Consider the following 23562-nt stretch of genomic DNA (forward strand, 5'->3'; position numbering starts at 1 on the left):
ACCCGTGCCTGCAGCGCCTCCCCCAGCCAGCCGCCGGCCAGCGCCAGTCCCGTGCCGACCGCGAACGCGAGCGCCAGCCACCCGATCGGCGGCGGCGTCTCGACGAAGACCGTGAGGAAGGCGACGTGGGCCAGGATGAGGCCGGCTGCCGCGATGCCCGGTTCCACCATCGTCTTCCCCGGAGAGTAGAACCCCACCAGGACCCCGGTGACGAGAAACGCGCCGGTCAGGACCATCACGTCCTGCGCCGGGGAGGCGGGCAGGAGCGCGTGAAGGAGAAACAGCGCGTAGGTGCTGAGGGTGAACCCGACCACCACGCTCACGAACACCCACGGCCAGTCGATCGGACGATCGACGTGTGCCTCCTCCAGCGTGCCCTGGAGCATCTCCCCCACGTACCCGCCCAGCAGCGCCAGCAGGAGCGCCCCGAACGGTCCGGTGACCCACATCAGGTTCGGGACCGGAACCCGCATCTGGAACGCGATCAGCGCGAGGGTGAGAACCGCCAGCATCAGCCCCGCCACCGCAGCCTCGCGCAGCGCCTCTCCCCGGGACGCGGCTCCGACGAAGATCCCGACGAGGATCACGGTCAGCGACCCGACCAGCACGTCCACAGCGGGACGGTCCAGGTAGCGGTCCACCATATTGAGGAAGGCGACGATCACCACGGCCCCGAAGACCACCCCGAACACGACCCATGCCCACCGCATGGACGTACCGGTCGAGGACGACTCGTGCTCGAACCCCATCAGCTCTCCTGTGAATGGTGTGGAACGGGCAGCCTCGGAGGTCCGCCGCGCCCCATGATACGGAGGACCTCGGGGGGGCGGCAAACGGGGGGGTGAGGATGTGGCGGGAGGGCCCCCGGGCTCAGCCCGCCTTCCGAATCGCCTCCCGCGCCTGCCACAGGTGGCGCCTCTGGTGCCCGACCATGGAATTCAGCCACATGCCGAGGCTGAGTCGCAGCAGGCGCATGGCGGGGGAGCCGACCTTGATCCGGGCGAGGTCCACGCCCGAGGCCAGCTGCACGACCTCGATGTACCGGTCCTGCACCGAGAGAAACGCCTCGATCGCCTCGTCCATGTCGTACCGGCGGTGCTCCGGGGCGTACAGCTTCGGGGCCTTGAAGCGCCGCCGGGGTGGCAGCTCCTCCGCGCCGGACTGGCGCGCGAACCACCTCTCGAACCACCCATACTCGAACGGGCCGTGGGCCAGCCACCCCTTCTCGCGGGCCCGGTGAATGCCCTCGCTCAGGGCGGGCAGGAGCTCCCGCCCGGTCGCCGACAGGTGCTCCACGCATTCCGCGGCCGACCACGACTTCTCGGAGGGGCGCGCGTTGTAGGCATCCTCGTCGATCGATCCGGTCAGGCTGCGGATCTCGGAGCGGGCCCAGCGGAAGCCGGCCCGGTACTCCTCGAGCTCGGGAATGAGCGGCTGCTCGGCCGTCGAAGCGGTGGAACCGGGTTCCCCGGGCAACCCCTTGGTCATCTCGCGTATCCCATCTGCGGTAGCGCCGCGATCGATCTCGCGCCCAATATACGCCCCCGGAGAGCCGGGCCAAGCTCGAACCTGGCTCGAGGCATCACGACGAAAGGTGACTTCATGACTCCGCATATCCGACCTCTCGCACTGCCCGTCCTCCTTGGCATGGCACTGGGGAGCGGTGCCTGCTCCGAATCCGCCGGCACCGGGACGCTGCTCGAGGCCACGGCCGACACGGCGGACGGCGTGCCCCGTCTCACGTACCCGGAGCGAGGGGCCCCGGCGCTGGCGTGGAATCTCGACACGGTCGCGGTGATCGGCGGCTTCGAGGCCCAGGGGGAAGAGTACCAGTTCGACCGGGTCGGAAATGCGGACCTGGCGGGCAACGCGAGCGGCGATCTCTTTCTGATCGACCACATGGGAAACCGGGTGCTCGGCTACGACGCCAGCGGCACCTTCATCGGCTCGTGGGGCCGCGAGGGCGAGGGCCCCGGAGAGCTGCAGATGCCGATCGGGCTCGGACTCGGCGCGGCGGACACGTTGTGGGTGGTGGACGGTGGAAACCAGCGCATCACCCTGCTTCCTTCCGACCCGGAGGCGGAGCCGGCTGGAATCCCCTTCCCTCCCGGGGGCACCTCCCGGATGGGCGGGCGGGTCGCTCCCTCGCCGGCGGGCGGCTACGGCGTGCTGGCCATGTTCAGCTTCCGCCCGGGCGACGAGGAGTGGCCGCCACGGCCCTTGGTGCTCCTCGAGCGTGACGGCACGGTCACCGACACCGTGTGGGAGGCGCCGGCCCCGCGGTTCGACCGGGTCGAAATCGAGAACGCCGGAAACGTGATGGTGATGCTCGTGCAGCAGACCTTCGCGCCGAACTTCATCTGGGACCGGTTCTCGGACGGGGACTTCGCCGTGGTGGACGACGCGGACTACGACATCCGCATCGTCAGCCCGTCAGGCCAGGAACGGCTTCGAATCCGGCGCGAGCCGGCGCCCCGGCCCACCACCCCGGAAGAGCAGGAACGGGCGAAGGAGCGCGCGCGGGAGCAGTCCACCGAGTCCGACTTCCCGGGCGCCGAGGAGATGCTGGAGAAGCAGCTCGACGCCATGACCTTCGCCGAGGTGATCCCGTGGATCACCGGTCTCGGGATCGACGCGCAGGACCGGCTATGGGTGGGGGTGTCGACGGAAACGCCCGGCGAGACGGGCCGGATCGACGTCTACGACCGGGAGGGGCAGCTGCTCGGCGAGATCCGCGATCCCGGGTTCTTCCCGGCGCTGTTCTACGGGCCCGACCTCGCCGCCCGCCTCACGACCGACGACCTGGACGTGCAACAGGTCGTGGTGTACCGGATCGACGAGGGCGCGGGCGGCGACGAAGGCTGACCGACGGCGGACTACCGCCCCGGGGGCGGCTCCTGCGACAGCCGGTGGACGAGCAGGGCCGCCCTCTTCGTCATCACCTCGATGGACCCGAGGTCCACCGTCTCGGCCGGCGTGTGGGCCCCCGATCCGACCACTCCCAGGCCTCCGAGGGCGTCGGTCTCCTGGGCGGCGAACGAGATGTCCGCGGCCCCGCGCCGGCCCGGGTCCACCGGCTCGATCGGCCCGAGGCCCAGGTCCCGGCTCACCCGGTCGAGCATGTCGAGGAGTGCGTAGTTGCCCTCCGTCGGGGCCATCGGCGGATAGGAGTCGCGGAACCGGATCTCGGCGGAGGCCCCGGGCAGGCTCTCGCTCACGATCGCCCGCATGCGCTCCTTCGCGCTCTCGCGCTGCTCGAGCGTCAGGGCCCGCAGGTCGCCCGCCACCCGGACCGTCTGCGGGATCACGTTGGTCTTTCCGAACGCCTCGCCGCGATCGTTCTCCTCGTCGTACGCGACGGTCGTACCGCCGAGGATCAGTCCGGCTCCGAACGTCAGGTTCTCTTCCCCGCGCAGGTCCTCGTAGAATCGGTCCAGGATGCGGGCCGCCTCGAAGATGGCCCCCGAGCCGTACTTGTCGCTGAAGATCACCGAGGAGTGCCCGCGCTTCGCCGAGATGTCGAGGGTCCAGCCGGTGAAGCCCCGGCGCGCCACGGTGGCCGAGTTGAATCCCCCGACCCCGCCCTCGAACCCGAGCGCCGCGTCGCTCCGGCCGGCCGCCTCGTACAGGTCGGCGCGGGCCGTCTCCAGCGGATCGCCGGTGGATTCCTCATCGCCCATCAGCGCCACGATGATCCGGGCGCTGTCGAGCGCCCCCGCGTCCTTCAGCGCCCGGAGAGCGTACAGGATCACCACGTCGCCGCCCTTCATGTCGGCGACGCCCGGACCGCTCGCCTCGCCCCCCTCCAGCGGCTCGTACGCCTGGAAGGGGCTGTCGATCTCGTACACGGTGTCGAGGTGGCCGATCAGGAGCACCCGCTTGCCGAAGCCGCCGTCGATCTCCGCGAACAGGTGTCCGGCCCGGCCCATCTCCGGCGGCATGTCGACCCACCACGTCTCGAACCCGAGGGCGGCGAGCTCCTCCTCGAAGATCCGGCCCACCGCCCGGACGCCTTCCGGGTTCATGGTGCCGCTGTTGAGGTTGACGATCTCCTCGAGAAACTCGATCGCTTCCCCCGACCGTGCGTCGACGGCCTCGGCGATCCGGCGCTCGGCGGGTGTGAGGCCGGCCGTGGCGGATGCCTGTCCGGCCGGGAGCGCGGCGGCCGCGGGCGTCGCGGCCGTGCGTTCGGGTCTGGCGGAGGACGGAGCCTCCTTTCGGACCGGGGAAACCGGTGCGGCGACCGCCGCCTGCAGCTCGACCGGCGTGGACTCCGTCCCGACCTCGCTCAGCACCGGGACCTCCGACCCCTCGGGCGGCGCCGAGGCGCAGGCGGCCGCGAGCGTCAGTACGACCAGTACCGCCAGAGCTTGCCTCACCCTTCCCATCGCATCATCCTTGAGCCGAACAAACACCGAATCGTTCTCCGTTTCCTGGTTCGAGCAGGAGTTTCGCCACGCATGGGCCGTCGCGACAGCCCCGTGCCCGCCTGGATACCCCGCGACCTGCCGGCGGCTCCCGGCGTCTACCAGTTCGAGGATGCGCTCGGCACCCCGATCTACGTCGGCAAGAGCGTCAACCTGAAGCGGCGCGTGCGGGGGTACTTCTACGGCGGCGGCCCGAAGGATGAGCGCATGGCGCTCATGGTGCGGCTGGCCCGCAGCGTGAGCCTGCACCCGACCGGTACGGACCTGGAGGCCAAGCTCGAAGAGGCGGACCGGATCGCGAAGCACCGACCGGCCTTCAACAAGGCGCTCAAGAACCGCTCCAAGGGCTGGTACATCGAGGTGGACTGGGGGACGCCCTTCCCGCGGCTCCGGGTCATCAGCCGCCCTCGGCGCCCCCGGGCCCGGCACTTCGGCCCGTACCGGGGGAAGCGACAGCCGGCCGAGGTGGTGGTGCTCCTCGAGAAGATCCTCCGCCTGAGGAGCTGCGCCGGCGCTCTCCGCCCCGATCCGTCGGCCTCTCCCTGTCTGCAGCACGGGATCGACCAGTGCACGGCGCCGTGCGTCGGGCTGGTGGGGCTGGACCTCTACCGTTCACAGGTGCGCGAGGCCGTCCGGCTGCTCGAGGAGCCGGACTACCTGCGGGTCGTGCACGACCGGTTCGTCCGCCGGCGCGACGCGGCCGCCGCCGAGGGAGCGGAGGACGAGGCCGTGTCCTGGCAACGCCGCCTCGGCTGGCTCGACGAGCTGGACAGCTACCGCTGGGTGCTCGAGCGACCGTGGGTGGACCGGTCGTGGCTCATCGTGCTGCCCGGTCCGGACGAAAGGGAGCGCGTGCTGGTGCCGGTGGCGCGCGGCCGGGTGCTGGACCGAAGGCGGGTGCCATGGGGTGCGCCCGGGTGGCGGAAAGGGGTGGAGGACGCCGTGTACGCGGTGCGCGCGAAGGAGCTGCAGGCGGAGGCCGTCTTCCGGCCGTCCGAGCTCACCCCGAGCCTGATCGTCACCGGCTGGCTGGAGAGCGGGGCCGAGGGCGGCCTCGCCTTCGACCTCGAGCGGCTGGATGCCCGCTCGGTCGTGCGGCGCCTGGAGCACGATGCGGAGCCGGAGCGGGAGCCCCGTCCTTCCGGGACCGCCGCTCCGGCTCGTTCCGTCGCCTGAAGTCGGGAATCAGCTCCCGTCGGAGTCGTCTCCGTCGGCGCTCGCGTCGTCGTCCGATTCCATCCCGTGATGGTGCTGCATCCCTTCGCCCTGCATCTTCATGCCGCCCATGTCACCGTCGCCGTGCTCGCCGTGCATCGAGCACTTCATGCCCTGCATGCCGGCCTGCATGTTCTGGCCCTTCTCACCCATCTGGCAGTTGCAGCTCTCCATCATCTCTTGATGCTTCTCCATCATCTGCTGATGCTTCTGCATCATCGCGGCGTGGCTGGCCGAGTCCATCCCGGCGTGCATCTCCTTCATGCCCTGCCCGTCCTGCGTCCCGTCGGAGTCGGACTTCATCATCCCCTGGTGCATCGACGCCTGGTCCATGCACGGGCACGAACAGCTCCCCTCGGACATCATGTCGTGGTCCATTCCCATGCCGGCGGCCGGGGCTTCGCCCTCCTTCGCAGCGTCCGCCTCCTGGGCGGCGAGCGGAGTGGCGAGAACGAGCGTCATGAGCAGCGCGGCCAGCGCCGTCGAGCGGCGTGTCTTCATTTCTTCTCTCTCCTGAACTGTGGACAGCCTCGGATCAGAGCGTCTCGGGTCGAGTGCGCTCCGGGTGGTCGGGCGGACCGTTCGTCTCGACCGGCAACAGTGAGGTGACGACCCCGCCCTCCGTTTCCCACGCGTCGTATTCCTCCGCGAGGTCGAGGTTCCAGTGACGGCCGATCGCCCGCAGCCGTCCCTCGAGCCAGTCGGGATCGGGAAACTCGAGCTCCTTCTGGTAATGGAGAGCGAGCTCCCGGATCTTGTCCCGGTAGGGCGAGGCGTCGATCGCCACGGCGGGAAGCTGCGAGTGGCGTCCGCGGTAGGTGAACACGGGAGCCGGCTTCCGGTGCGGCGGAAGCGGATCGACCACGCGCTTGATCCGCGCCAGCGTGATCGCGTCCCGTACGATCTTCCCGGTGGCCTGGTGGTCGGGATGGCGGAGACCGCGTCGCCAGGCGTGTCCCCAGGTGAGTACCGCGTCCGGTTTCACCTCCGCGATCACCCGCGCCACGCGGGCCGCCGCCTCGGGCGTGGCCTCCACCGCGGTGTCGGGGAAGTTCAGGAACCGGGTCTCGACGCCGAGGATCTCGCCCGCGATGCGGCCGTGCTCGGTCCGGCGCCGGATGATCTCCTCGGTGGGAATCGGCCCCAGCGCCTCGGTCATCTCGCCCCGGGTGAGCCACAGGAGGAACACCCGGTCGCCACGCTCGACCTGGGCGCGCATGGCCGCGACCATCCCCACCTCGTCATCCGGGTGAGCGAGGGCCACGAGGAGCGTCTGCCGGGCCGGCTTCTCCCCCGGGTCGGTCTGTTTCGATCCGCTCACGCCGACCGGGCCGGACGACGACTCAACGGAGGAAGGTAAGCCGCACGCCTGCGGTGATCGGGATCACCCAGCCGTTGTCGAAGTTGTACCCGAACACGCCCGTGTCCGCCGAGTCGATCAGCATGAAGTAGGCGGTGCCGTTCACGAAGATGTTGATCCACGGCGCGACCTGGTATCCGATCTTGGCCCCGCCCTGGAAGGTCAGGTACGTGTTGTCGAACCCGTTCGCCGGGTGACTGGCGTCGAAGGTGTCGTCCACCTTCATCTTCATGGCGCCGGCGCCCAGGTTGAGCATGAAGGTGAGGGGCATGGTCTGGTACTTCGGCCCGTTGAAGTTCACCTCGAAGCTGCCGCCGAAGAACATCAGGTCCATGGGCGGCGCGATCAGGTTGCCGAAGCCGTCGTAGTCCTCGTCCAGCTTGATGTAGTCGAAGTCCGCCCGGATCGCCCAGTTCGGGTGGAAGTTCCACATGGCGCTGGCGCCCGCGAGCCCCCCGATGTCCGAGATGTTGTTCATGTTGCCGGCGGGGATGGCCACGCCGCCCCGCAGATCCACCGAGACCTTGCCGGTCGCGGGCTGCGCCGTCCCCGGCTCGGGGAGGGCGAACAGGGCGAGGACTGCGAGAAGCGCACCGTATTTCGTGGCTTTATGCAACGTTTCCTCCTTCTGTGGCGGGCTGGAACGGCCGCCGTCCGGACCACGACGCGCGCCGCAAGGGCGCGGTTTTCCGCCGTTTCCGGCGTGATCAGAATCGAAACAGAACCACCCGTTCACGTGCAGGATCCTTGCCAGACGCGGACCCACTCCGTCCGTCGCTCATTCATCGCCCGGAACGCCCTCTCCCACCACCCGCTTGACGAGGGTGCCCGCCGGGACCACCCGCTCCGTCTCCCAACCGTTCAGGTTGAGCATCGTCTCGAGGGCGACGGTCGACGGATAGCGCTGGAAGAAGGTCTCGCCGGTCATCGCCTCCGGCAGGCGGACGATCTCGATGCGCTTGGGCTCGAGCTCGATCCACCGCGGCTCGTCCATCGGCGCGAACGTTTCCAGCGCCTGCTCGAAGGTCACGGCGTAGGTGCCCATGCGCGAAGGGGTGGTGAACCCCATGAAGCGGAACACCTGGCCGCGGTGCTCGACGAACAGGACCAGGCCCTCGAGTGTCTGCTGCTCCGTGGCCACCCGGAACGTGGCCTGCACCGCCGGCAGGCCGTTCACCGTCCGGCTCCGGGACCCGCGCCGCTCCACGCCCTGCTGGTCGAAGAACGCCTCGGCGGCCTCCTCGGGCGAGTCCTGCTCGGCGAAGGTGACCTGCATGACGGCATCGCGCTCGGGCGACTGGGCGAGCACGGAGGTGGGGGCGTTCTGTGTGTTCCAACCCTCCGGGAACCGGAACTGCAGACGGAGGGTCGGGTGCACGAATCGACCGTCCACGAAGAAGCCCTGGGCCGGGTCCTTGCCGTACATCATGCCATCGATATGCCGCAGATATGCTTCGCGGCGCACGATACCCCCCTCGATGCCCGAGGTGGAGATCCTCTGCTCGGCCGCGATCACCCGGTTGCCGGGATCGGGGTGGGTGGACTGCCACTCGGGCACGGCGCCGCCGGTGGCGTCCCGCTGGCGCTCGAGAATCTCGAACATGTCCACGGCACCCTCGGGATCGTAGCCGACGCGGGTCATGTACCGGAAGCCCAGCTCGTCGGACTGGCTCTCGTCGTCCCGCCCGAACTTGAGGAACAGGATGCCGAGCCCGCCGCCCAGCACGTCTCCGAACGGGCGCAGCTCCGGGACCAGCACCACGGAAGCGACCAGCCCGATCTGCATCAGCTGCGCGCGACTGATCTGCTCGACGCTGTGACGGGCGGTGATGTGGCCGATCTCGTGGCCGAGTACCGAGGCCATCTCGGTCTCGCTGTTGAAGTAGGTCATGATCCCGCGCGCCAGGTAGACGGGGCCGCCGGGGAGCGCGAAGGCGTTGATGACCGGGTCGTCCACGATGGCGAACGACCACGGGAGGTCGGGCCGCTCCGACACGGCGGCGAGCACCTGGCCTACGGAATCGACGTAGGCCTGCAGCGAGCTGTCCGGATAGAGACCCATGACCGCGTTGACCTGGGCCGCGGCCTCCTGGCCCATCTGGATCTCCTGCTCCTCGCTGACGAGGGAAAACATGCGTCCCCCGGTGGCGGGGTTCACCGCACAGGCGCCCACGAGCGCGAGGAGGCACGCGGCGCCGGCGCGCGTCACCGCGCGTCGTACGGTCCGGAGATCGTGCAGGAGCATGGTCTGCCGTTCGCTGGGTTCCAGGTACGGTCCCGCGGCGCATTCGGCCGGGACCTCCGCTCCAAAATATGCGATTGTGGCGTCCGCACCACAGGAGGCGGAATTCCGGCGCCCGCGTTTCACATATGGCGCGACCCGGGCCGCCCGTTGAATACTGGGAAGTGGTTCCGGGCAGGGACCGGGAGACGCTGCACGGGAGGTGACCGCCATGAGCCCGCTCACCATGGACGAGGACAGCCGAAGCCGGTTCGCGAGTCGGTGGATCCGCCTCGGCGATCCGCCGCCGGAGGCGCTGGTCGACGCGCGCCTCCAGCTGCACTGGGCCGTGCAGCTCCTGGCGGCGTTCGGCGATGCCTTCGTGGCGAAGCGGCCGGACGACAGCCACTCCGCCCTGACCTGGAGCCCGGAGAGACGCGCCTTCCTGTCGGAGCCCGCCGCGGACGGGTCGGGCCTCCGCCTCGGACTCGAGCCGAGCCCGCTTTCGTACCGGCTCTTCGGGCCCGGACCCACCACGTCCGATCCCTTCGAGCTGCAGGGCCGTACGCTGGACCAGGCCGCACGGTGGCTGGTGGCGGAGCTCGAGAAGCGGATCGACGACGACGCCGGGACGTTTCGGCTTTCGGCCCCCGACATCCCCGGTCACCGGGTCGGCCGCGGCGCGACGTTCGACCCGAGTCCTCCGGAGCTGGCGGAGCTCGAGCGTTGGTTCCACGACGGATACCTGCTGCTCGAGGAGGTCGCGGCGGCGGAGGAGGGCGCCTCGGCGGTTCGATGCTGGCCGCACCACTTCGACATCGCGGTGCTCATCGACACGGCCGCGGATGAGGCGTCGACGCGCCCGGGGGACCCCGCGGACGACCGGTCGATCGGAGTGGGGATGACACCCGGTGACGCCGAATTCGGGGAGCCGTACCTGTACGTCTCCCCGTGGCCCCACCCGGAGCTGGCTTCCCTTCCCGACCTGCAGCCCCCCGCCGCCTGGCACACCGGAGACTGGACCGGGGCCGTGCTGACCGGTCCGGACCTCGTCGGGGCGGGCGACGGCGCGGCCCAGGCCAACCGGGCCGCCAGCTTCGCCGGGGGCGCGATCGCCGGCTGCCGGGCCCTGCTCCGTCGCCCGGGCCGATGACCGTACGCCTCGTCCGCGTGGTCGGGCTGCCGGGGGCGGTGCTCCTCGGACTGGGCTCGATCGTCGGGACGGGAGCCTTCGTCGCCATCGGGATCGCCGGGGGCGTGGCAGGCCCATCGGTGCTGCCGGCCATCGTCCTCGCCGGGCTGCTGGCCACCTGCAACGGACTCTCCAGCGCCCAGCTGGCCGCCGCGCATCCGGTCAGCGGCGGAACCTACGAGTACGGGCATCGATATCTGAGCCCGGCGCTCGGCTTCACCGCCGGCTGGACCTTCATGAGCGCCAAGTCGGCGTCGGCGGCCACGGCGGCGCTCGGACTGTCCGGATACCTGCTCGATGCGGCCGGCTTTACCGGTCCCGCTGCGCGCATCGCCCTCGGCGTCGCCGCCGTACTGCTCATCACGACGCTGGTGGCGGGCGGCATGTCCCGCTCGAACCGCGCCAACGCCTGGATCGTGAGCGCCACCCTCCTCACCCTCGTTCTGTTCGTGGGCGTCGGGCTCGGGGCCGCGGTCGAGGGGGCGGGCACGAACCTGGGCGGAGTGTGGGCGGGGATCGCGAACGGCGGCGTGCCGCCGCTGCTCGAGGCAACGGCCCTGATGTTCGTGGCGTACACGGGGTACGGCCGCATCGCCACCCTCGGGGAGGAGGTCCGGGAGCCGGCGCGCACGATACCGCGGGCGGTGATCGTGACGCTCCTCGTATCGGCGGCGCTGTACGTGAGCGTCGGCTTCGTGGCCCTGGGCTCGGTCGGTCCGGCCCGCCTCGCGGAGATCACCGCCGCCACGGCCGCCCCGCTCGAAGGCGCGGCCCGGTCGTTCGGGGGACCGGTGCTGGCGAAGGTGCTCGCCGCCGGGGCGATCACGGCGATGCTCGGGGTGCTGCTGAACCTGGTGCTCGGGCTGTCGAGGGTGCTGCTCGCGATGGCGCGCCGCGGTGACGTGCCCGGGGGACTCGCTCGCGTCGATCCGGAGCGAGGATCGCCGACCGCGGCCGTGGTGGCCACCGGCCTGCTGGTCGCCGGGCTCGTGATGATCGGGGACGTGAAAACGACCTGGTCGTTCAGCGCGTTCACCGTCCTCGTCTACTACGCGCTCACCAACCTCGCCGCCCTCAGGCTCCCGCCCGAATCCCGCCGGTATCCGCGCTGGGTGTCCATGGCCGGACTGATCGGCTGCCTCGGACTCGCGTTCACGGTCGAGACGGGCATCTGGGTCGTCGGGGTCGGCCTGATCGCCGCCGGATTCGTCTGGCGCGCCGCCGTGCGGCGGGTCGCGACGCCCCGCTCCTGAGCCCGCGGGTCCCCGGGCCCCTCCGTTCGCTTCGGCCGGTCAGCCTTCCTTCGGAGCGCAGGTCCGCATCCCGAAGATCGTGTACGCCGGGCAGGTGCCCGCCAGCCCCGTGACCAGGGGCACGAGGCCGAGCCAGCCCCACGGGGTCTTCGGACCGATGAACACGAGGCTGATCAGCACGAGCCCCACGATCACGCGAAGCGCGCGATCGACCGTGCCTTCGTTGCGGGGAAACAACTTCGACGCCATGTGACCTCCTTGCCGAGGGTTGCTCCAGAATAGCTCGCGGACCGGCCCCGGCAAGGCTCCCGCCCGCGGTGTTGCCCTTTCGGGACCGGGCGCGTACGATAGCGCGACGAGCATACCCGGGTAAGCGGGTACGCATGAACTTCGAACGGTCAGCGCAGGGTGGATACGGCACGTCGCTTCAAGGCCCTGTCCGAAGAGCTCCGACTCCAGATCGTGGCCCTGCTGATGCAGCACGGCGACCTGTGCGTCTGCGAGGTCGAGCGTTTCCTGGAGGTCTCCCAGTCGGCGGCGTCCCGCCATCTTCGCTATCTGGCCCATGCCGGACTGGTGCAGAGCCGCCGCGAGGGACAGTGGGTCTATTACCGGCTGGCGGAGCCGTCGGACCCGGCCCACGCGGCGCTGCTGTCGGCCCTCGAGAAGCTCCTGCCCACCATCGAGGTGCCGGCGGTCGGCCCCGAGCTGGCCGCCATGCGCGAGGAGCGGTGCGGCGAGCCCGCCGGGTGCGGAGCGGAAGAGGTCGGAGCGGCGCAGCGCGCCGAAGGGAGAGCGCCATGACCACCCGAAATCCGGGGACGCCCGGTCAGGCGGGCGAGAGCGTCAGCCACCGGCTGTCGTTCCTCGATCGATACCTGACGGTGTGGATCTTCGCCGCCATGGGCGTCGGGGTCCTGATCGGCTACCTGTGGCCGGAGCCCATCCACGCCCTGAACGAGGCCACGCAGGTCGGCACGACCTCCCTGCCGATCGCGGTCGGCCTGATCCTCATGATGTACCCGCCGCTCGCCAAGGTCCGGTACGAGGAGCTCGGCGACGTGTTCCGCAACGGAAAGGTGCTCGGCCTGTCGCTGGTTCAGAACTGGATCATCGGCCCGGTCCTCATGTTCGGGCTCGCCGTCCTGTTCCTGCGCGGCTATCCGGAGCTGATGGTCGGGGTGATCCTGATCGGGCTGGCGCGCTGCATCGCCATGGTGATCGTGTGGAACGACCTGGCGGAAGGCGACCCCGAGTACGCGGCCGGCCTGGTGGCCTTCAACTCGATCTTCCAGGTCCTGTTCTTCAGCGTCTACGCGTACGTGTTCATCACGGTGCTTCCCGCCTGGCTCGGCCTCGAGGGAGCCGCGGTGGACATCACCATGCGGGAGATCGCGGAGAGCGTGTTCATCTATCTCGGGATCCCCTTCATCGCCGGCTTCCTGACCCGGTTCATCCTCGTGCGCCTACGGGACAGGACCTGGTACCACGAGCGCTTCGTCCCGAAGATCAGCCCCATCACCCTGGTGGCCCTGCTGTTCACGATCGTGGTGATGTTCTCCATCCAGGGGCGTGCGATCGTCGGCCAGCCGATGGGCGTTCTGCGGGTCGCCCTTCCGCTTCTGATCTACTTCGTCGCCATGTTCACCATCACCTTCTTCATGAGCCGGCGGGTCGGGGCCGATTATCCGCAGACCGCCACGCTCTCGTTCACCGCCGCGTCCAACAACTTCGAGCTGGCGATCGCGGTGGCGGTCGCCACCTTCGGGATCGCGCACGGCGCCGCCTTCGCCGCCGTGATCGGCCCGCTGGTCGAGGTCCCGGTGTTGATCGCGCTGGTGAACGTGGCCCTGGCCTGGCGGCGGAAGTACTTCCCCGAAGCCGAGGCCGGGATGGCCTCGGTGAGCAGCTGCGCCGCCCCGGCGGGAGTCCGTCCCGGCGGAGAATCGCCGTGAGCCCCCGGATCGAGGTATTCGTGACGCCGGCGTGCCCCCACGCGGAGCCGACGGTCGCGCTCGTCCGGGACGTGACCTCGCGCCTCAGCCCGTCCTCCGAGGTGAAGGTGACGACCGTCCGAGACGCCGGCGAAGCCGCGGAGCTGCTCTTCCCCGGCTCTCCGACCGTCCGGGTGGAGGGGAAGGACATCGAGGGCGATGCCGCGGTCTCCCCGTCTTGGGCCTGCCGCATGTATGATGACTCCGGGATTCCGCCCCGGTGGCTCGTCGAGGCGGCGCTCCTTCGGGCTCTCGCTCCCCGTCACCTCCTCTTCCTGTGCGTGGCGAACAGCGCGCGCAGCCAGATGGCCGAGGGAATCGGGCGGGCGCTCGCGCCGGCCGGGGTCCGCGTTTCCTCCGCCGGCTCGGAGCCGACCCGCGTGCGTCCGCAGGCGGTTCAGGTCCTCGACGAGATGGGGATCGACGCGTCCGGTCAACGGTCGAAGGGCTTCGACGCGTTCGACGAGGCGGGCGTCGACTGCGTGATCACCCTCTGCGCGGAGGAGAACTGCCCCGTGTGGCTGGGCGACGCGCTGCGGGTCCACTGGGCGCTGCCCGATCCGGCGGCCGCCTCCGGATCCGGGACCGAAGTGCTGGAGGCGTTCCGGAGCGTCCGGGACGAGCTGCAGCGCAGGCTCGAATCCGTGTTCGCCGGCTGAGCCGAGACCCGGCTGCGGGTTCACGCCTCCGGTGGATTCCACTACTATGAGCCTTCCGAGGCGATTCACGACCTGAACGGGAGCGGATATGGGAACGGTTGAGCTCACCATCGAGGGCATGAGCTGCGAGCACTGCGTGGGGCGAGTCAAGAAGGCGCTCGAGGGCGTGGACGGAGTGGCGGAAGCGGAAGTGAATCTCGATCCGGGGCGGGCGACCGTGCGGGGCGAGGACTACCGGCTGGACGACCTGGTGGAAGCGGTGGATCGGGTGGGCTACACGGCGAAAGCGAACTGACGACTCACGTCCCCCGTGCCGGGACGGCGCCGCGGGCCGAACGACCGTCGGCGCCCCCTCAGTGGGAGGGCGCCGGTCCCTCGAGCTCTCCCTCCCGGCCCCACCAGACGAAGAACTGGATCGTGACCGCGGTCCACAGGATGATGCCCCCGCCGACCTTCATCAGAAGCCCTGCCACCTGCTGATCCTCACGGGGCCCGAGGAGCCCCACCGGCGGGGCCAGCTCGTACACTCCGTAGAACGGCAGCTCCCCGAAGGTGAGGAACGCGTACGGCATGGTGTTGAGCACCGTGTTCACGAACAGGTAGCCCATCTTCAGCGGATAGGTGAACCGCGTCCGGTCCGGCACCGGGGCCACGACGGGCCACCAGAACACCAGTCCCCCGGCCAGCCACAGGAGGTCGATCACGAACGAGCCGGCCGGGGTCGGCATCAGGCCGTCGACGACCGACGGCAGGTGGGTGTAGTAGATGACGGCCTGGAAAAGGGCGAGGGCGATCAGCGGGTGGGTGAGCACCCGGAGAACGCGAGTCGCTCCCCGCCGGCTCTCGAGACGCCGCCAGGCGCCGGCCGGAACCCCGAGAAGAAGGAGCGGCGGAGCGAGGAGGCCCACGAACAGGTACTGGAGCATGTGGGCCGAGGCCAGGTAGCCCGCCAGGCCGCCGATCGGCCAGTCGAGCGCCGCCCACAGGACCAGCGTCCCGAGGGCCCAGTACACGCCGCGCCTCCGCTCCGGGCCGTCCGCCGGAGCCTCCGCCCCGGCGGAAGCCCGACGCATCCCGAGGTAGAGCGCCACCAGAAGGGCGACCAGGATCCACACGCCCGGGAACGGCCTCGGCGTCCAGGTCCACGCGGCCGTCTGGGCGGAGCACCACCACTGCAGACCGGTCATGGATTCAGCAACATCTGCAGGTCGTGCTGCCAGTCCGCCTGCCGGGTCCCGAACGGGTAGATCACGCGGAAATCCTGCCCCGGCGGGAAGGCGATCACTTGCGAGGCGTGTCCGACGACGTAGTCGGGGCCCGATGCGGTGTCGCGGATCGCCGCCGGCAGCATCAGGCTCACCATGAGGCTGTCCACCTGCGCTTCCGAGCCGCGCAGCCCGACGAAGTCAGGGTCGAAGTTGGACAGCCACTCGCGCAGCCGCTCCGGGGTGTCCCGCCGCGGATCCGCCGTCACGAAGATGACCTGCATGCGCCTCTGGTCGCCGACCGGGAGGTCCTTCTTCACCGCCGCGAGGCTCGCCATGTGCACGGGGCAGATGTCCGGGCAGTAGGTGTACCCGAAGAACAGCAGGGCGAGCTTCCCCTCCGTCTCCGCGCGAAAGTCGAAGGGCTCTCCGTACATGTCCGTGAGCACGAAGTCGGGACGTGGACCCGCTTCGGTCATCAGGATGCCGCGGTAGCCCGTGTCCCGGGCCCGCGCCTCGGCCTCGGCGCGCTCCGGCGCCTCCACGCGGCAGCCGGCCACGGCCACGGCGACCAGGGTGATGAGCCCGGCCACCCGCCCGGCGGAGGCGGCTCGAGACACGGCTCGCGGTGGGCGAGCCCCGGGTATGGACAGGCGGTGAAGCGGCTTCATGGCGCCGTGAACCTACAGCCGCGGGCGCGGCCGGACGAGCGCGCTCCGGGGCTGCGGGACGTCGACCTTCGGGAACCGGCGATCCCTCCCGGCGTTACATGACGGGTGAAACGGAGGCGTGACGGCGCGGCTGCCGAAACAGGCCCGTGGCGCGGACACGGACGAAGCGGAACGAACACACGAACGAGAGGAGATTCGATGGACGAAGTGCGAAGCCGGTACCGGGATCTGACGTGGGGAGTGCTGCGAATCGTGGTGGGCCTCGCCTTCATGACGCACGGCCTTCCGAAGCTGTTCGGCTGGCTGGGCGGCTTCGGCGGCGAAGGACAGGCCGCGGAGCTGATGTCGAGGTTCGGCGTCGCCGGCGTCCTGGAGACGTTCGGCGGCCTGCTGATCGTGATCGGCCTGTTCACCCGGCCCGTCGCCTTCGTCCTCTCCGGCCAGATGGCGGTGGCCTACTTCTGGATGCACGTCGCCGGGGGAGGACCCTGGTGGTGGGAGAACGGGGGCGAACTGGCCATGCTGTTCTCGTTCGTCTTCCTGTTCTTCGCCGCCTGGGGAGCGGGACCCTTCAGCCTCGACGCGAAACGGGCCCGGTCGGAAGGGCCCTGACGCTCACGACGTGAACGCCCGGCGCGGTCTGCGGGGCCGGAGGCTTACTCCTCCGGCTCCGCCTCGTCACTCCGGGATTCCCCATCGGGCGGACCCGCTCCCACCTCGAGGATCGCCCGCTTGGCCCGGGACCACTTGATCAGCGTCTCCGCCTCCGACTCCGTGAGCCGGGCTTCGGGGTGCAGCGGCAGGTAGATCTTCAGCGGCATCTTCTTCTCCGTGACGAGCTCCTCGACCTCCTCCAGCTTGTGATTCTGACGCCGGGCCGTGTACTCGCCCCATTCGGAGAAGTTGAGCTCGTCCCTTCCCTCCGAGACGTCGTCCCGGATCAGCCAGGACACGGGAGCGACGCGGCTGTACCACGGCCACCGGGTGAGGTTCGAGTGGCAGTCGTAGCAGGACGTCTCGAGGATCTCCTGCACCTCCGCCGGGGGCGTGAGGGCGGCGGTCACCGGCGGATTGTCCCGCTGCACCGGTACGAACTGGATCCCGATGATCAGCACCGCGAGCGCCAGCAGAACCTTTGTCCTTCTACGCATGCGAAGCGTTCTCCTTGTCTGTCCGTTCGTTCGTCTGTTCCGCGGTCTGCTCGAGGACCTGTCGCTTCAGCCGGGCCAGGATGGCGCCCATTCCGCGCAGGCGGAGTGCCGAAACCACCTCCTGCAGCCCCATGCCGGAATAGAAGGCAGGCGGCACGTTCACGACGTTCTCCCACGGCTCCCCCTCCAGGCCCTCGCGCAGGATGCCGGCGAATCCGCGGACCGTCGGGGCCTCGGGCGGGCAGTCGAAGAAGAGGTGGACCGTTCCCTCTTCGTCCACCTCGGTCGCGAGGAAGAACGGCGTCTGGCACTCGTGCACCTGCTCCATCCGGGCGCGGTCGTCCGTCAGGCGGTCGGGAAGCGGCGGAACCTTGCGAGAATACTCCAGCAGCGCCTGCACGCGCAGCTCGCGGGGAGCGGCGGCGAACTGGTCGACGATCGACTGCAGCCTGTCCGGCATCGGCATCGTGCCCGGCACCTTCCGTTCGAAGGAATCGTTATCCTGGGAGCGGTGTAGACGGTGGCCTGAAGGCCACGAAGTCAAGTACACGATCACCCGTTCAGGAACAAGGAGTACGCCATGCCGGTCGCCCAGGATCCGTCCCCCCGGTTCCAGGAGTTCGCCCATCCCGAGAAGCTCGTGTCCACGGACTGGGTCGAGCGGCACCTGGACGATCCGAACGTGGTCGTCGTCGAATCCGACGAGGACGTTCTCCTGTACGAGACCGGCCACATCCCCGGCGCCGTGAAGGTCGACTGGCACGCGGACCTCAACGATCCGCTGATCCGGGACTATCTCTCTCCAGGGCGTTTCGCAGAGCTCATGTCCGCGAAGGGGATCTCGCGTGACCACACCGTCGTCTTCTACGGCGACAACTTCAACTGGTGGGCCGCTTACGCCCTATGGGTATTCACCCTGTTCGGTCACCCGGACACGCGCCTGATGGACGGCGGACGGGCGAAGTGGATGGCGGAGGGGCGCCGGATGACGACCGATGTGCCCGAGCGGGAGCGGACGAACTACCCGGTCGTCGATCGCGAGGACGCGCCCGTTCGCGCCTTCCGGGATCAGGTGTTCCGGCACTACGATCGCGGTGGAAGGCTGGTGGATGTCCGTTCACCGCAGGAGTATACGGGTGAGCTGCTGCACATGGCCGACTATCCGCAGGAAGGAGCCCTCCGCGGCGGTCACATTCCCGGGGCGGCGAGCGTGCCCTGGAAGCGGGCGGCGAACGAGGACGGCACCTTCCGGTCAGCCGATGAGCTTCGCGCCCTGTACGTCGAAGAGATCGGACTGGATCCCTCGGAAGAGGTGATCGCGTACTGCCGCATCGGCGAGCGTTCGAGCCACACCTGGTTCGTGCTCACCCACCTTCTGGGCTTCGACCGCGTCCGCAACTACGACGGGTCCTGGACCGAGTGGGGCAACCTGGTGGGGGCGCCGATCGAAAAGTAGAGCCCGGTGCCCGCGAGGGCGGCCCATACCGGGGACAGGGCGGCCAGCCCGGTCCGTCCCTCCATCAGGACCGTGGCCACGAGGCAGGCGAGTCCGATCCACTGCGCCGCCCGCACCCGCCTCCCCGACAGCGGCTCTCCCCCGGTGTCCGGCAGGCTCCGGGGACGCCCCGACCCCCGGATGACGGCCAGGAACGGAAGGACGGCCGCCAGCGCCAGCCAGACGCCAAGCGGAATCGACGTCAGGGAAACCGGGTCCGCCGCGACCCGGTCCAGGCCGACGGCCAGGAGCCCGAGCGAGGCGCCGGCGGCGGCGAGGTGGAGGCGGTGCGGCGGCCGGAGCACCGAGTCCAGGACCAGGGCGGCGACCGAGATGGCGGCGAGCGCCTGGTGTCCTCTCCAGGCAGCGATCGCCACGAAGGCCAGGATCCCCAGCGTATCGAGCGGACGCGCCGCGGGCCCGACCGTCCGGTTCACCACCCGAAGCAGGAGCAGCACCAGCACCACCCCCGCCACGTCCGCCGTTCCGAGCAGCGCCGCCGCCGGGAGGCTCAGGACCGCCGCGGCGAACGCCGACAGATCGTGATCGGGGTCCAGCTCCCGCGCGACGGCCCACGCCAGGAAGAAGCCGGCCGCGGCGAGCAGGCTCCACCCGAACGCGGTCAGCGGGGCGCTTCCCATCCACCGACGGACCGCGAATCCCGCGATCGCCACCAGGAGCGTCAGGCCCGCGATCGCCCGGTTGGTGGCGTAGGCCCGATCGATCGGACGGCCGATCGAGGTGAAACGGTGCACATCCATCATTCTGCCTCGATTCCGGTCACGACGGCGGCCGTCCGGAGCGCACCAGCTCCCGGTACTCGCGTCCGATCCGCCAGGCCACGGCCAGCCATACGAGCACCAGCCCGATGTTGAGGAGAGCGAAGGCCCGGATGTTCGTCCCCGCGAAGTTGACCACCACGAAGACCGTGAGCGCCGCGAGCGTGTCTCCGGCCCGTTTCGAGAACGCGTCCGTGACCTGCTTGGCCTTGTACTTCTGCTCCCGCGTCGTCGGCAGGAAGAGGGCGTTCTGCACCGTGTTCTGCAACGAGTAGTCGGTGGCGTTCTCCGCCGTCTTCGCCCACCGCACGTAGGACAGGACGGGGTACAGAGCGATCAGGGCGTACGATCCAAGCGCGATCACGGGCAGCACCATGAGCCCCACGTGCACACCGAGATACTTGATGACCCGCGACACGAGGAAGAGCTGGATCACGAGCACCAGGATGTTGACCCACTTCTCGAAGTTCGCGTAGAAGGTGCCGATGTACTCCCCGACGCTGAGGCCTCCCGCGGCTCCCGACTGCACGGCTTGCCCTGCCGTGTCGGAGATCAGGAAGTACAGGAGGTTCTGACCGTTGGTGTTGACCCAGTTCAGGAGCAGAATGAGGACGGCGACGTAGAGCAGATACCGGGTCTGGAACACCAGCCTGAAGGCGCCGCGCGCCGGAACCGCGGCAGCGTCGGCTCCCGGCGCTTCACGGTCCGGCCCCTCGCCCGTGTCCGAGCCACCCGCGTCCGCGTATTCCCCGTATGGGCTTTCGCCCCGGGCTTCCCGCTCGAGGGCCTCCTTCAGCGCCTCCCTCAGGTTCTTGAACTCCCCCGTGTCCATCCGGAATTCGCCGGTCGCCGCAGGCGCCATGGCGGTGCTGCGGCTCGGGTCCACGGTCGACTCCGTGCGCATCCGCTCCCGACGGTCGACCCAGTTCGTCAGCAGAAGGCTGAGCACCAGCAGCCCTCCCGCGAACAGGATCGGGACGTACAGGCCGAAGGGCTCGATCGTCGCTCCGGCGATGGCCGACCCGGCAGCGGCGCCCGCCGCGGCGCCGACCGCGACGATCGGAAACAGCCGCTCCCCTTCATCGTTCGTATACAGGTCGTTCGCGAACCCCCAGAACTGGGCGATGATCATCACGCTGAAGATCCCGATCCAGATGAAGAAGGCGACCCCGATCTTGAGCCCGGTCGATCCGGCGAGGAAGAACGCCACGCAGCACGCGGCAAAGATCAGGGTGACGACGTTGATCAGCTTCCGGCGCGGAAAGCGGTCGGCCAGCTTGCCGTATCCCGCAATCACCGGTATCAGCACGAAGGCCATCCCCGCCGACAGATAGGTCGTGAACTCGGGTCCGATATCGGTGAGGGCGAAGCTGGAGCGTAGCGGCTTCATCATCGAGTACGCGGTGAGGAGGACGAACACGTTCACGGCCAGGAGGACGACGCTCGCCCCCTCGCCGGTCCGCACGTCGGCGAACAGCCGGAGGATCCGGTCGAGTGCGCTCGGCCTGTATCGCGCGTTCAAGAGATTCCGCTGCGCTCCGCTGGAGAGGCGATCGATCCCATACGGACTCAAGGTTCAGGGCCGGGGGGCCGGCAGACATGCTGAATCTAATCCCGAGCGGGCTCGCCGCGAACCGGACTCCGGATCGGCGTGTATATTCCGGGGGTGAATGTCGATCGGCAGCAAGTTTCTGGAGCCGGAGGCAAGAGACCATGGCGAAGAGCAATCGGGCACGCGCGCCGAGGGACCGCCGGAGGCCGTATCGGTTCCCGAAGCCGCCGTGCACCCCGGGCAGGCCGTCCCCGCCGGAGCCGGTGCGACCCGATCCTCCGGGTTGCGCCACCGGTCCGTCGCTCGAAGAGTTGAAGAAGCGGATACGGAGGCGTGAAGGTAGCTGACACCCGGAGGAGCCGGCTCAGTCGCCGGCGAGTCGGGCACGCACCGCCGCGAGGTCCTCCGGAGTGTTGATGTTCCTGCGCCACCCGCCGTACGGAATGGCGGCGAACGTCGCTCCACCTTCCATGAGACGGGTCACCACGTCCTCGAGCTCGAGCTCACCGGACCCGGTCGCGGAGACCCCGGTCAGCGCCTCGGGAAACGACTCGGGAAACAGGAAGGCCCCGGACACCCGCCACTCCGTCTGGCCGGCCCAGGGCGCCTTGTAGATCTTGCGCACCCGCCCAGCGGGCGCTTCGACGAGCCCCATCGGCTGTCCCCCTGCCTCGTCCGCAAGCTCGGTCAACACCGCCCCTTCCGTTCCCGCCTCCGACCACCGTTCAGGAAGTTCGGCGAGGCTCGAGTCGAAGTAGCAGTCCCCCATCACCACCAGAAACGCTCCATCGACGCGGAGCATGGCGTGACCGACCGCGTCGGCGACCCCGAGGGGTCGTGGCTGTACCTCGTAGTGAAGACGGATGGGACCGCAGGATCCGCCGAGATGGGTCTCGAGCGTGATGCGATTGCCGGGAGAGCAGACCAGGCAGGCGTCGGTCACCCGGGGACCGAGCCGGTCCAGCAGGTGCTCGATGAGCGAACGGCCGCCGAGCGGCAGCAGGGCCTTCGGCTGACCTCCGGTGAGGGCGGCGAGTCGCGTCGCCCGGCCGGCGACCGGAATCACGCACCACATGGGGCGTCCTTCATCGGGGGCTCCAGGCGGCTGACGGCGGTTCCCCGGCCGCGCGGGCTGCGATCGGCCACCGTCGATCGGTTGTGCGGGCGGCGGACATGGTGCACTCTCCGTTCTGGTTCACGTAACCTGGTTTTGCCAGAGTCCACCTCGAGGTTGCCGCAAAGGAGCTCCTTTGTCCAACCAGGTGCTCATCGTCCGGCACGGACCCGGAAGAGGACGGATGGTCGACTACGGCGACCATTTCCTCGAATGGCTGAATGTCGAGCGGCCCGATCTCCACGATCGAATCCGCCTGCACGAGACCGGAAACGGCGAGGCTTCGCTCGAAGGCATCGCCGCCGTGATGTTCTGGCTCGCCGATCCCCTTCAGCTTTATCCGGAGTGCCTGGCCGAAGCGAAGCGACTCGAAGAGGAGGCCGCGAAGCGCGGAATCCGGCTGCTGAACCCGCCATCACGGCTGGAGAGCTACGGAAAGGTCTACCAGGCCGAGCGCTTCTCGAACGTCGGCATCCCGTCACCGCCCGCCTGCATCATCCGTGAGGAGGGCGACCTCGAGCGCTGCGTCGCCCGACTGGGCCTGCCCGTCCTGATCCGGGCGAACTTCAGCTTCTCTCAGAGAAGCCTCCAGATCGTGCGAAGCCGTCGCGAGCTGTCCGCCACACGAATCGACGGTTTCCCCGGCGGGGCCGTCGTGACGCCGCTCACCGACACCCGGGCCGGCGAGGACCGGAGGGACATCTGGTCCCGGTTGTATCACAAGAAGCGAGTGCTGGTGATCGGAGACGAGTGCGTACCCGAAAGTCTCTACTTTTCCCGTGAATGGATCGTCGCCGAGAACACGTCCGTATACGAACGGTTCCGGAAGCGATGGACCCGGCTCCGATCGCTGGGAAGACCCGGCCGACGGGCAGCCCGGTGGCTCAGGAAGGACCGAACGCTGCAGTCCGCTCTGCAGGCGGAGCAGGAATTCCGCCGGAATCCCGTCGAGCGGGCGGACGTCTATCGGAAAGCCGCCGACGCGCTCGGCCTGGGATTCGTCGGCTTCGACTGCGCGCACGTGCCGGGCGGAGAGCTGATGATCTGGGAGGCCAACCCGTACCCGTTCATCCGTCGGGCGAACCAGCATGCCCTGAGCCGGCTCCGGCACTCGTCGGATCAAGCGGAACGGATCCATGCGGCCTTCGCCGCGTGCATGGAGTCCCTCCTGAGGATCCAGACCCCGGATAGGCCGTAGCCCCTCCTCGCCACCCGCTCGGTTGTGCGCGATCACTCCGTAGACCAGAATCCACGCCGTCGACACCACCGGACCC

26 protein-coding genes are annotated in these 23562 nt (G+C 69.4%); 11 read left to right on the forward strand and 15 right to left on the reverse strand.

Annotated elements, in window-relative coordinates:
- Together AC36XV_RS04980 and AC36XV_RS04985 are read right to left on the reverse strand one after the other, a co-directional pair.
- Positions 1 to 749 (reverse strand): hypothetical protein (locus AC36XV_RS04980; RefSeq protein WP_492202578.1); only part of this gene is annotated, 749 nt, incomplete at its 3' end.
- 121 nt (positions 750 to 870) lie between these two features.
- Entirely contained in the window at positions 871 to 1488 is a 618-nt protein-coding gene (locus AC36XV_RS04985; RefSeq protein WP_492202579.1) for a DinB family protein, read from the reverse strand.
- Positions 1489 to 1602: 114 nt separating this feature from the next.
- Here AC36XV_RS04985 and AC36XV_RS04990 point away from each other — a divergent pair, with 114 nt between their 5' ends.
- On the forward strand, positions 1603 to 2865 hold the full coding sequence (locus tag AC36XV_RS04990) for a hypothetical protein (RefSeq protein WP_492202580.1): 1263 nt from the start codon (positions 1603 to 1605) through the stop codon (positions 2863 to 2865).
- Positions 2866 to 2876: 11 nt separating this feature from the next.
- Here AC36XV_RS04990 and AC36XV_RS04995 read toward each other — a convergent pair whose 3' ends face one another.
- Positions 2877 to 4388, reverse strand: coding sequence for a M20/M25/M40 family metallo-hydrolase (locus tag AC36XV_RS04995; protein ID WP_492202581.1), 1512 nt, complete (start codon positions 4386 to 4388; stop codon positions 2877 to 2879).
- Positions 4389 to 4460: 72 nt separating this feature from the next.
- On the opposite strand from AC36XV_RS04995, the gene AC36XV_RS05000 reads away from it, so the two are divergent.
- Complete coding sequence (locus AC36XV_RS05000; protein ID WP_492202582.1) at positions 4461 to 5603, forward strand: hypothetical protein; 1143 nt, start codon at positions 4461 to 4463, stop codon at positions 5601 to 5603.
- A gap of 9 nt (positions 5604 to 5612) precedes the next feature.
- Here AC36XV_RS05000 and AC36XV_RS05005 read toward each other — a convergent pair whose 3' ends face one another.
- The 4 genes from AC36XV_RS05005 to AC36XV_RS05020 all read right to left on the reverse strand — a co-directional run bounded on the left by AC36XV_RS05005 (position 5613) and on the right by AC36XV_RS05020 (position 9247).
- The gene (locus AC36XV_RS05005) at positions 5613 to 6143 is read right to left on the reverse strand and encodes a hypothetical protein (protein WP_492202583.1); all 531 of its coding nucleotides are present in this window, start codon (positions 6141 to 6143) and stop codon (positions 5613 to 5615) included.
- A 34-nt stretch (positions 6144 to 6177) separates the two neighbouring features.
- Positions 6178 to 6963 (reverse strand): PIG-L deacetylase family protein, encoded by a 786-nt coding sequence (locus AC36XV_RS05010; RefSeq protein WP_492202584.1) that lies wholly within the window; start codon positions 6961 to 6963, stop codon positions 6178 to 6180.
- 22 nt (positions 6964 to 6985) lie between these two features.
- A complete protein-coding gene (locus AC36XV_RS05015; RefSeq protein ID WP_492202585.1) occupies positions 6986 to 7618 on the reverse strand; it encodes a hypothetical protein in 633 nt (210 codons plus the stop codon).
- Positions 7619 to 7780: 162 nt separating this feature from the next.
- Positions 7781 to 9247 carry a M48 family metalloprotease gene (locus tag AC36XV_RS05020; RefSeq protein ID WP_492202586.1) on the reverse strand — a complete coding sequence of 489 codons (1467 nt, stop codon included), beginning with the start codon at positions 9245 to 9247 and terminating at the stop codon, positions 7781 to 7783.
- A gap of 208 nt (positions 9248 to 9455) precedes the next feature.
- Here AC36XV_RS05020 and AC36XV_RS05025 point away from each other — a divergent pair, with 208 nt between their 5' ends.
- Both AC36XV_RS05025 and AC36XV_RS05030 read left to right on the forward strand, forming a co-directional pair.
- Positions 9456 to 10376 (forward strand): hypothetical protein, encoded by a 921-nt coding sequence (locus tag AC36XV_RS05025; protein ID WP_492202587.1) that lies wholly within the window; start codon positions 9456 to 9458, stop codon positions 10374 to 10376.
- Positions 10373 to 11668, forward strand: a complete 1296-nt coding sequence (locus AC36XV_RS05030) for an APC family permease (protein WP_492202588.1) — start codon at positions 10373 to 10375, stop codon at positions 11666 to 11668. The genes AC36XV_RS05025 and AC36XV_RS05030 overlap by 4 nt, the downstream gene beginning before the upstream one ends.
- Before the next feature lie 39 nt (positions 11669 to 11707).
- Here the strand turns inward: AC36XV_RS05030 and AC36XV_RS05035 are convergent, their stop codons facing one another.
- The gene (locus AC36XV_RS05035; protein WP_492202589.1) at positions 11708 to 11917 is read right to left on the reverse strand and encodes a YgaP family membrane protein; all 210 of its coding nucleotides are present in this window, start codon (positions 11915 to 11917) and stop codon (positions 11708 to 11710) included.
- A gap of 159 nt (positions 11918 to 12076) precedes the next feature.
- Here AC36XV_RS05035 and AC36XV_RS05040 point away from each other — a divergent pair, with 159 nt between their 5' ends.
- The 4 genes from AC36XV_RS05040 (at position 12077) to AC36XV_RS05055 (ending at position 14616) form a co-directional block, all read left to right on the forward strand.
- Positions 12077 to 12472, forward strand: a complete 396-nt coding sequence (locus AC36XV_RS05040) for an ArsR/SmtB family transcription factor (RefSeq protein WP_492202590.1) — start codon at positions 12077 to 12079, stop codon at positions 12470 to 12472.
- Positions 12469 to 13623 carry an ACR3 family arsenite efflux transporter gene (arsB, locus tag AC36XV_RS05045; RefSeq protein WP_492202591.1) on the forward strand — a complete coding sequence of 385 codons (1155 nt, stop codon included), beginning with the start codon at positions 12469 to 12471 and terminating at the stop codon, positions 13621 to 13623. Before AC36XV_RS05040 ends, arsB begins: the two co-directional genes overlap by 4 nt.
- Positions 13620 to 14321, forward strand: coding sequence for an arsenate reductase ArsC (locus AC36XV_RS05050; RefSeq protein ID WP_492202592.1), 702 nt, complete (start codon positions 13620 to 13622; stop codon positions 14319 to 14321). The genes arsB and AC36XV_RS05050 overlap by 4 nt, the downstream gene beginning before the upstream one ends.
- 88 nt (positions 14322 to 14409) lie before the next feature.
- Entirely contained in the window at positions 14410 to 14616 is a 207-nt protein-coding gene (locus AC36XV_RS05055; protein ID WP_492202593.1) for a heavy-metal-associated domain-containing protein, read from the forward strand.
- Between the two features lie 58 nt (positions 14617 to 14674).
- On the opposite strand, the gene AC36XV_RS05060 is transcribed toward AC36XV_RS05055, so the two are convergent.
- Positions 14675 to 15508, reverse strand: coding sequence for a cytochrome c oxidase assembly protein (locus AC36XV_RS05060; protein WP_492202594.1), 834 nt, complete (start codon positions 15506 to 15508; stop codon positions 14675 to 14677).
- On the reverse strand, positions 15505 to 16197 hold the full coding sequence (locus AC36XV_RS05065; protein ID WP_492202595.1) for an SCO family protein: 693 nt from the start codon (positions 16195 to 16197) through the stop codon (positions 15505 to 15507). The genes AC36XV_RS05060 and AC36XV_RS05065 overlap by 4 nt, the downstream gene beginning before the upstream one ends.
- 198 nt (positions 16198 to 16395) lie before the next feature.
- On the opposite strand from AC36XV_RS05065, the gene AC36XV_RS05070 reads away from it, so the two are divergent.
- Positions 16396 to 16809, forward strand: coding sequence for a DoxX family protein (locus AC36XV_RS05070; protein WP_492202596.1), 414 nt, complete (start codon positions 16396 to 16398; stop codon positions 16807 to 16809).
- A 44-nt stretch (positions 16810 to 16853) separates the two neighbouring features.
- On the opposite strand, the gene AC36XV_RS05075 is transcribed toward AC36XV_RS05070, so the two are convergent.
- Entirely contained in the window at positions 16854 to 17348 is a 495-nt protein-coding gene (locus AC36XV_RS05075; RefSeq protein ID WP_492202597.1) for a heme-binding domain-containing protein, read from the reverse strand.
- Positions 17341 to 17808 (reverse strand): SufE family protein, encoded by a 468-nt coding sequence (locus AC36XV_RS05080; protein WP_492202598.1) that lies wholly within the window; start codon positions 17806 to 17808, stop codon positions 17341 to 17343. The genes AC36XV_RS05075 and AC36XV_RS05080 overlap by 8 nt, the downstream gene beginning before the upstream one ends.
- Positions 17809 to 17928: 120 nt before the next feature.
- Between AC36XV_RS05080 and AC36XV_RS05085 the strand changes: the two genes are divergently transcribed.
- Complete coding sequence (locus tag AC36XV_RS05085; RefSeq protein ID WP_492202599.1) at positions 17929 to 18804, forward strand: sulfurtransferase; 876 nt, start codon at positions 17929 to 17931, stop codon at positions 18802 to 18804.
- Here the strand turns inward: AC36XV_RS05085 and AC36XV_RS05090 are convergent.
- The 3 genes from AC36XV_RS05090 to AC36XV_RS05100 all read right to left on the reverse strand — a co-directional run bounded on the left by AC36XV_RS05090 (position 18747) and on the right by AC36XV_RS05100 (position 22249).
- Positions 18747 to 19607 (reverse strand): hypothetical protein, encoded by an 861-nt coding sequence (locus AC36XV_RS05090; protein ID WP_492202600.1) that lies wholly within the window; start codon positions 19605 to 19607, stop codon positions 18747 to 18749. The two genes, AC36XV_RS05085 and AC36XV_RS05090, sit on opposite strands and share 58 nt — an antisense overlap.
- A gap of 16 nt (positions 19608 to 19623) precedes the next feature.
- Entirely contained in the window at positions 19624 to 21144 is a 1521-nt protein-coding gene (locus AC36XV_RS05095) for an NTP/NDP exchange transporter (protein ID WP_492202601.1), read from the reverse strand.
- Positions 21145 to 21538: 394 nt separating this feature from the next.
- Positions 21539 to 22249 (reverse strand): nucleotidyltransferase family protein, encoded by a 711-nt coding sequence (locus tag AC36XV_RS05100; RefSeq protein ID WP_492202602.1) that lies wholly within the window; start codon positions 22247 to 22249, stop codon positions 21539 to 21541.
- Between the two features lie 175 nt (positions 22250 to 22424).
- On the opposite strand from AC36XV_RS05100, the gene AC36XV_RS05105 reads away from it, so the two are divergent.
- Positions 22425 to 23486 (forward strand): ATP-grasp domain-containing protein, encoded by a 1062-nt coding sequence (locus AC36XV_RS05105; RefSeq protein WP_492202603.1) that lies wholly within the window; start codon positions 22425 to 22427, stop codon positions 23484 to 23486.
- The last annotated feature ends 76 nt before the right edge of the window (positions 23487 to 23562 follow it).

This window comes from Candidatus Benthicola sp. (assembly GCF_058719085.1).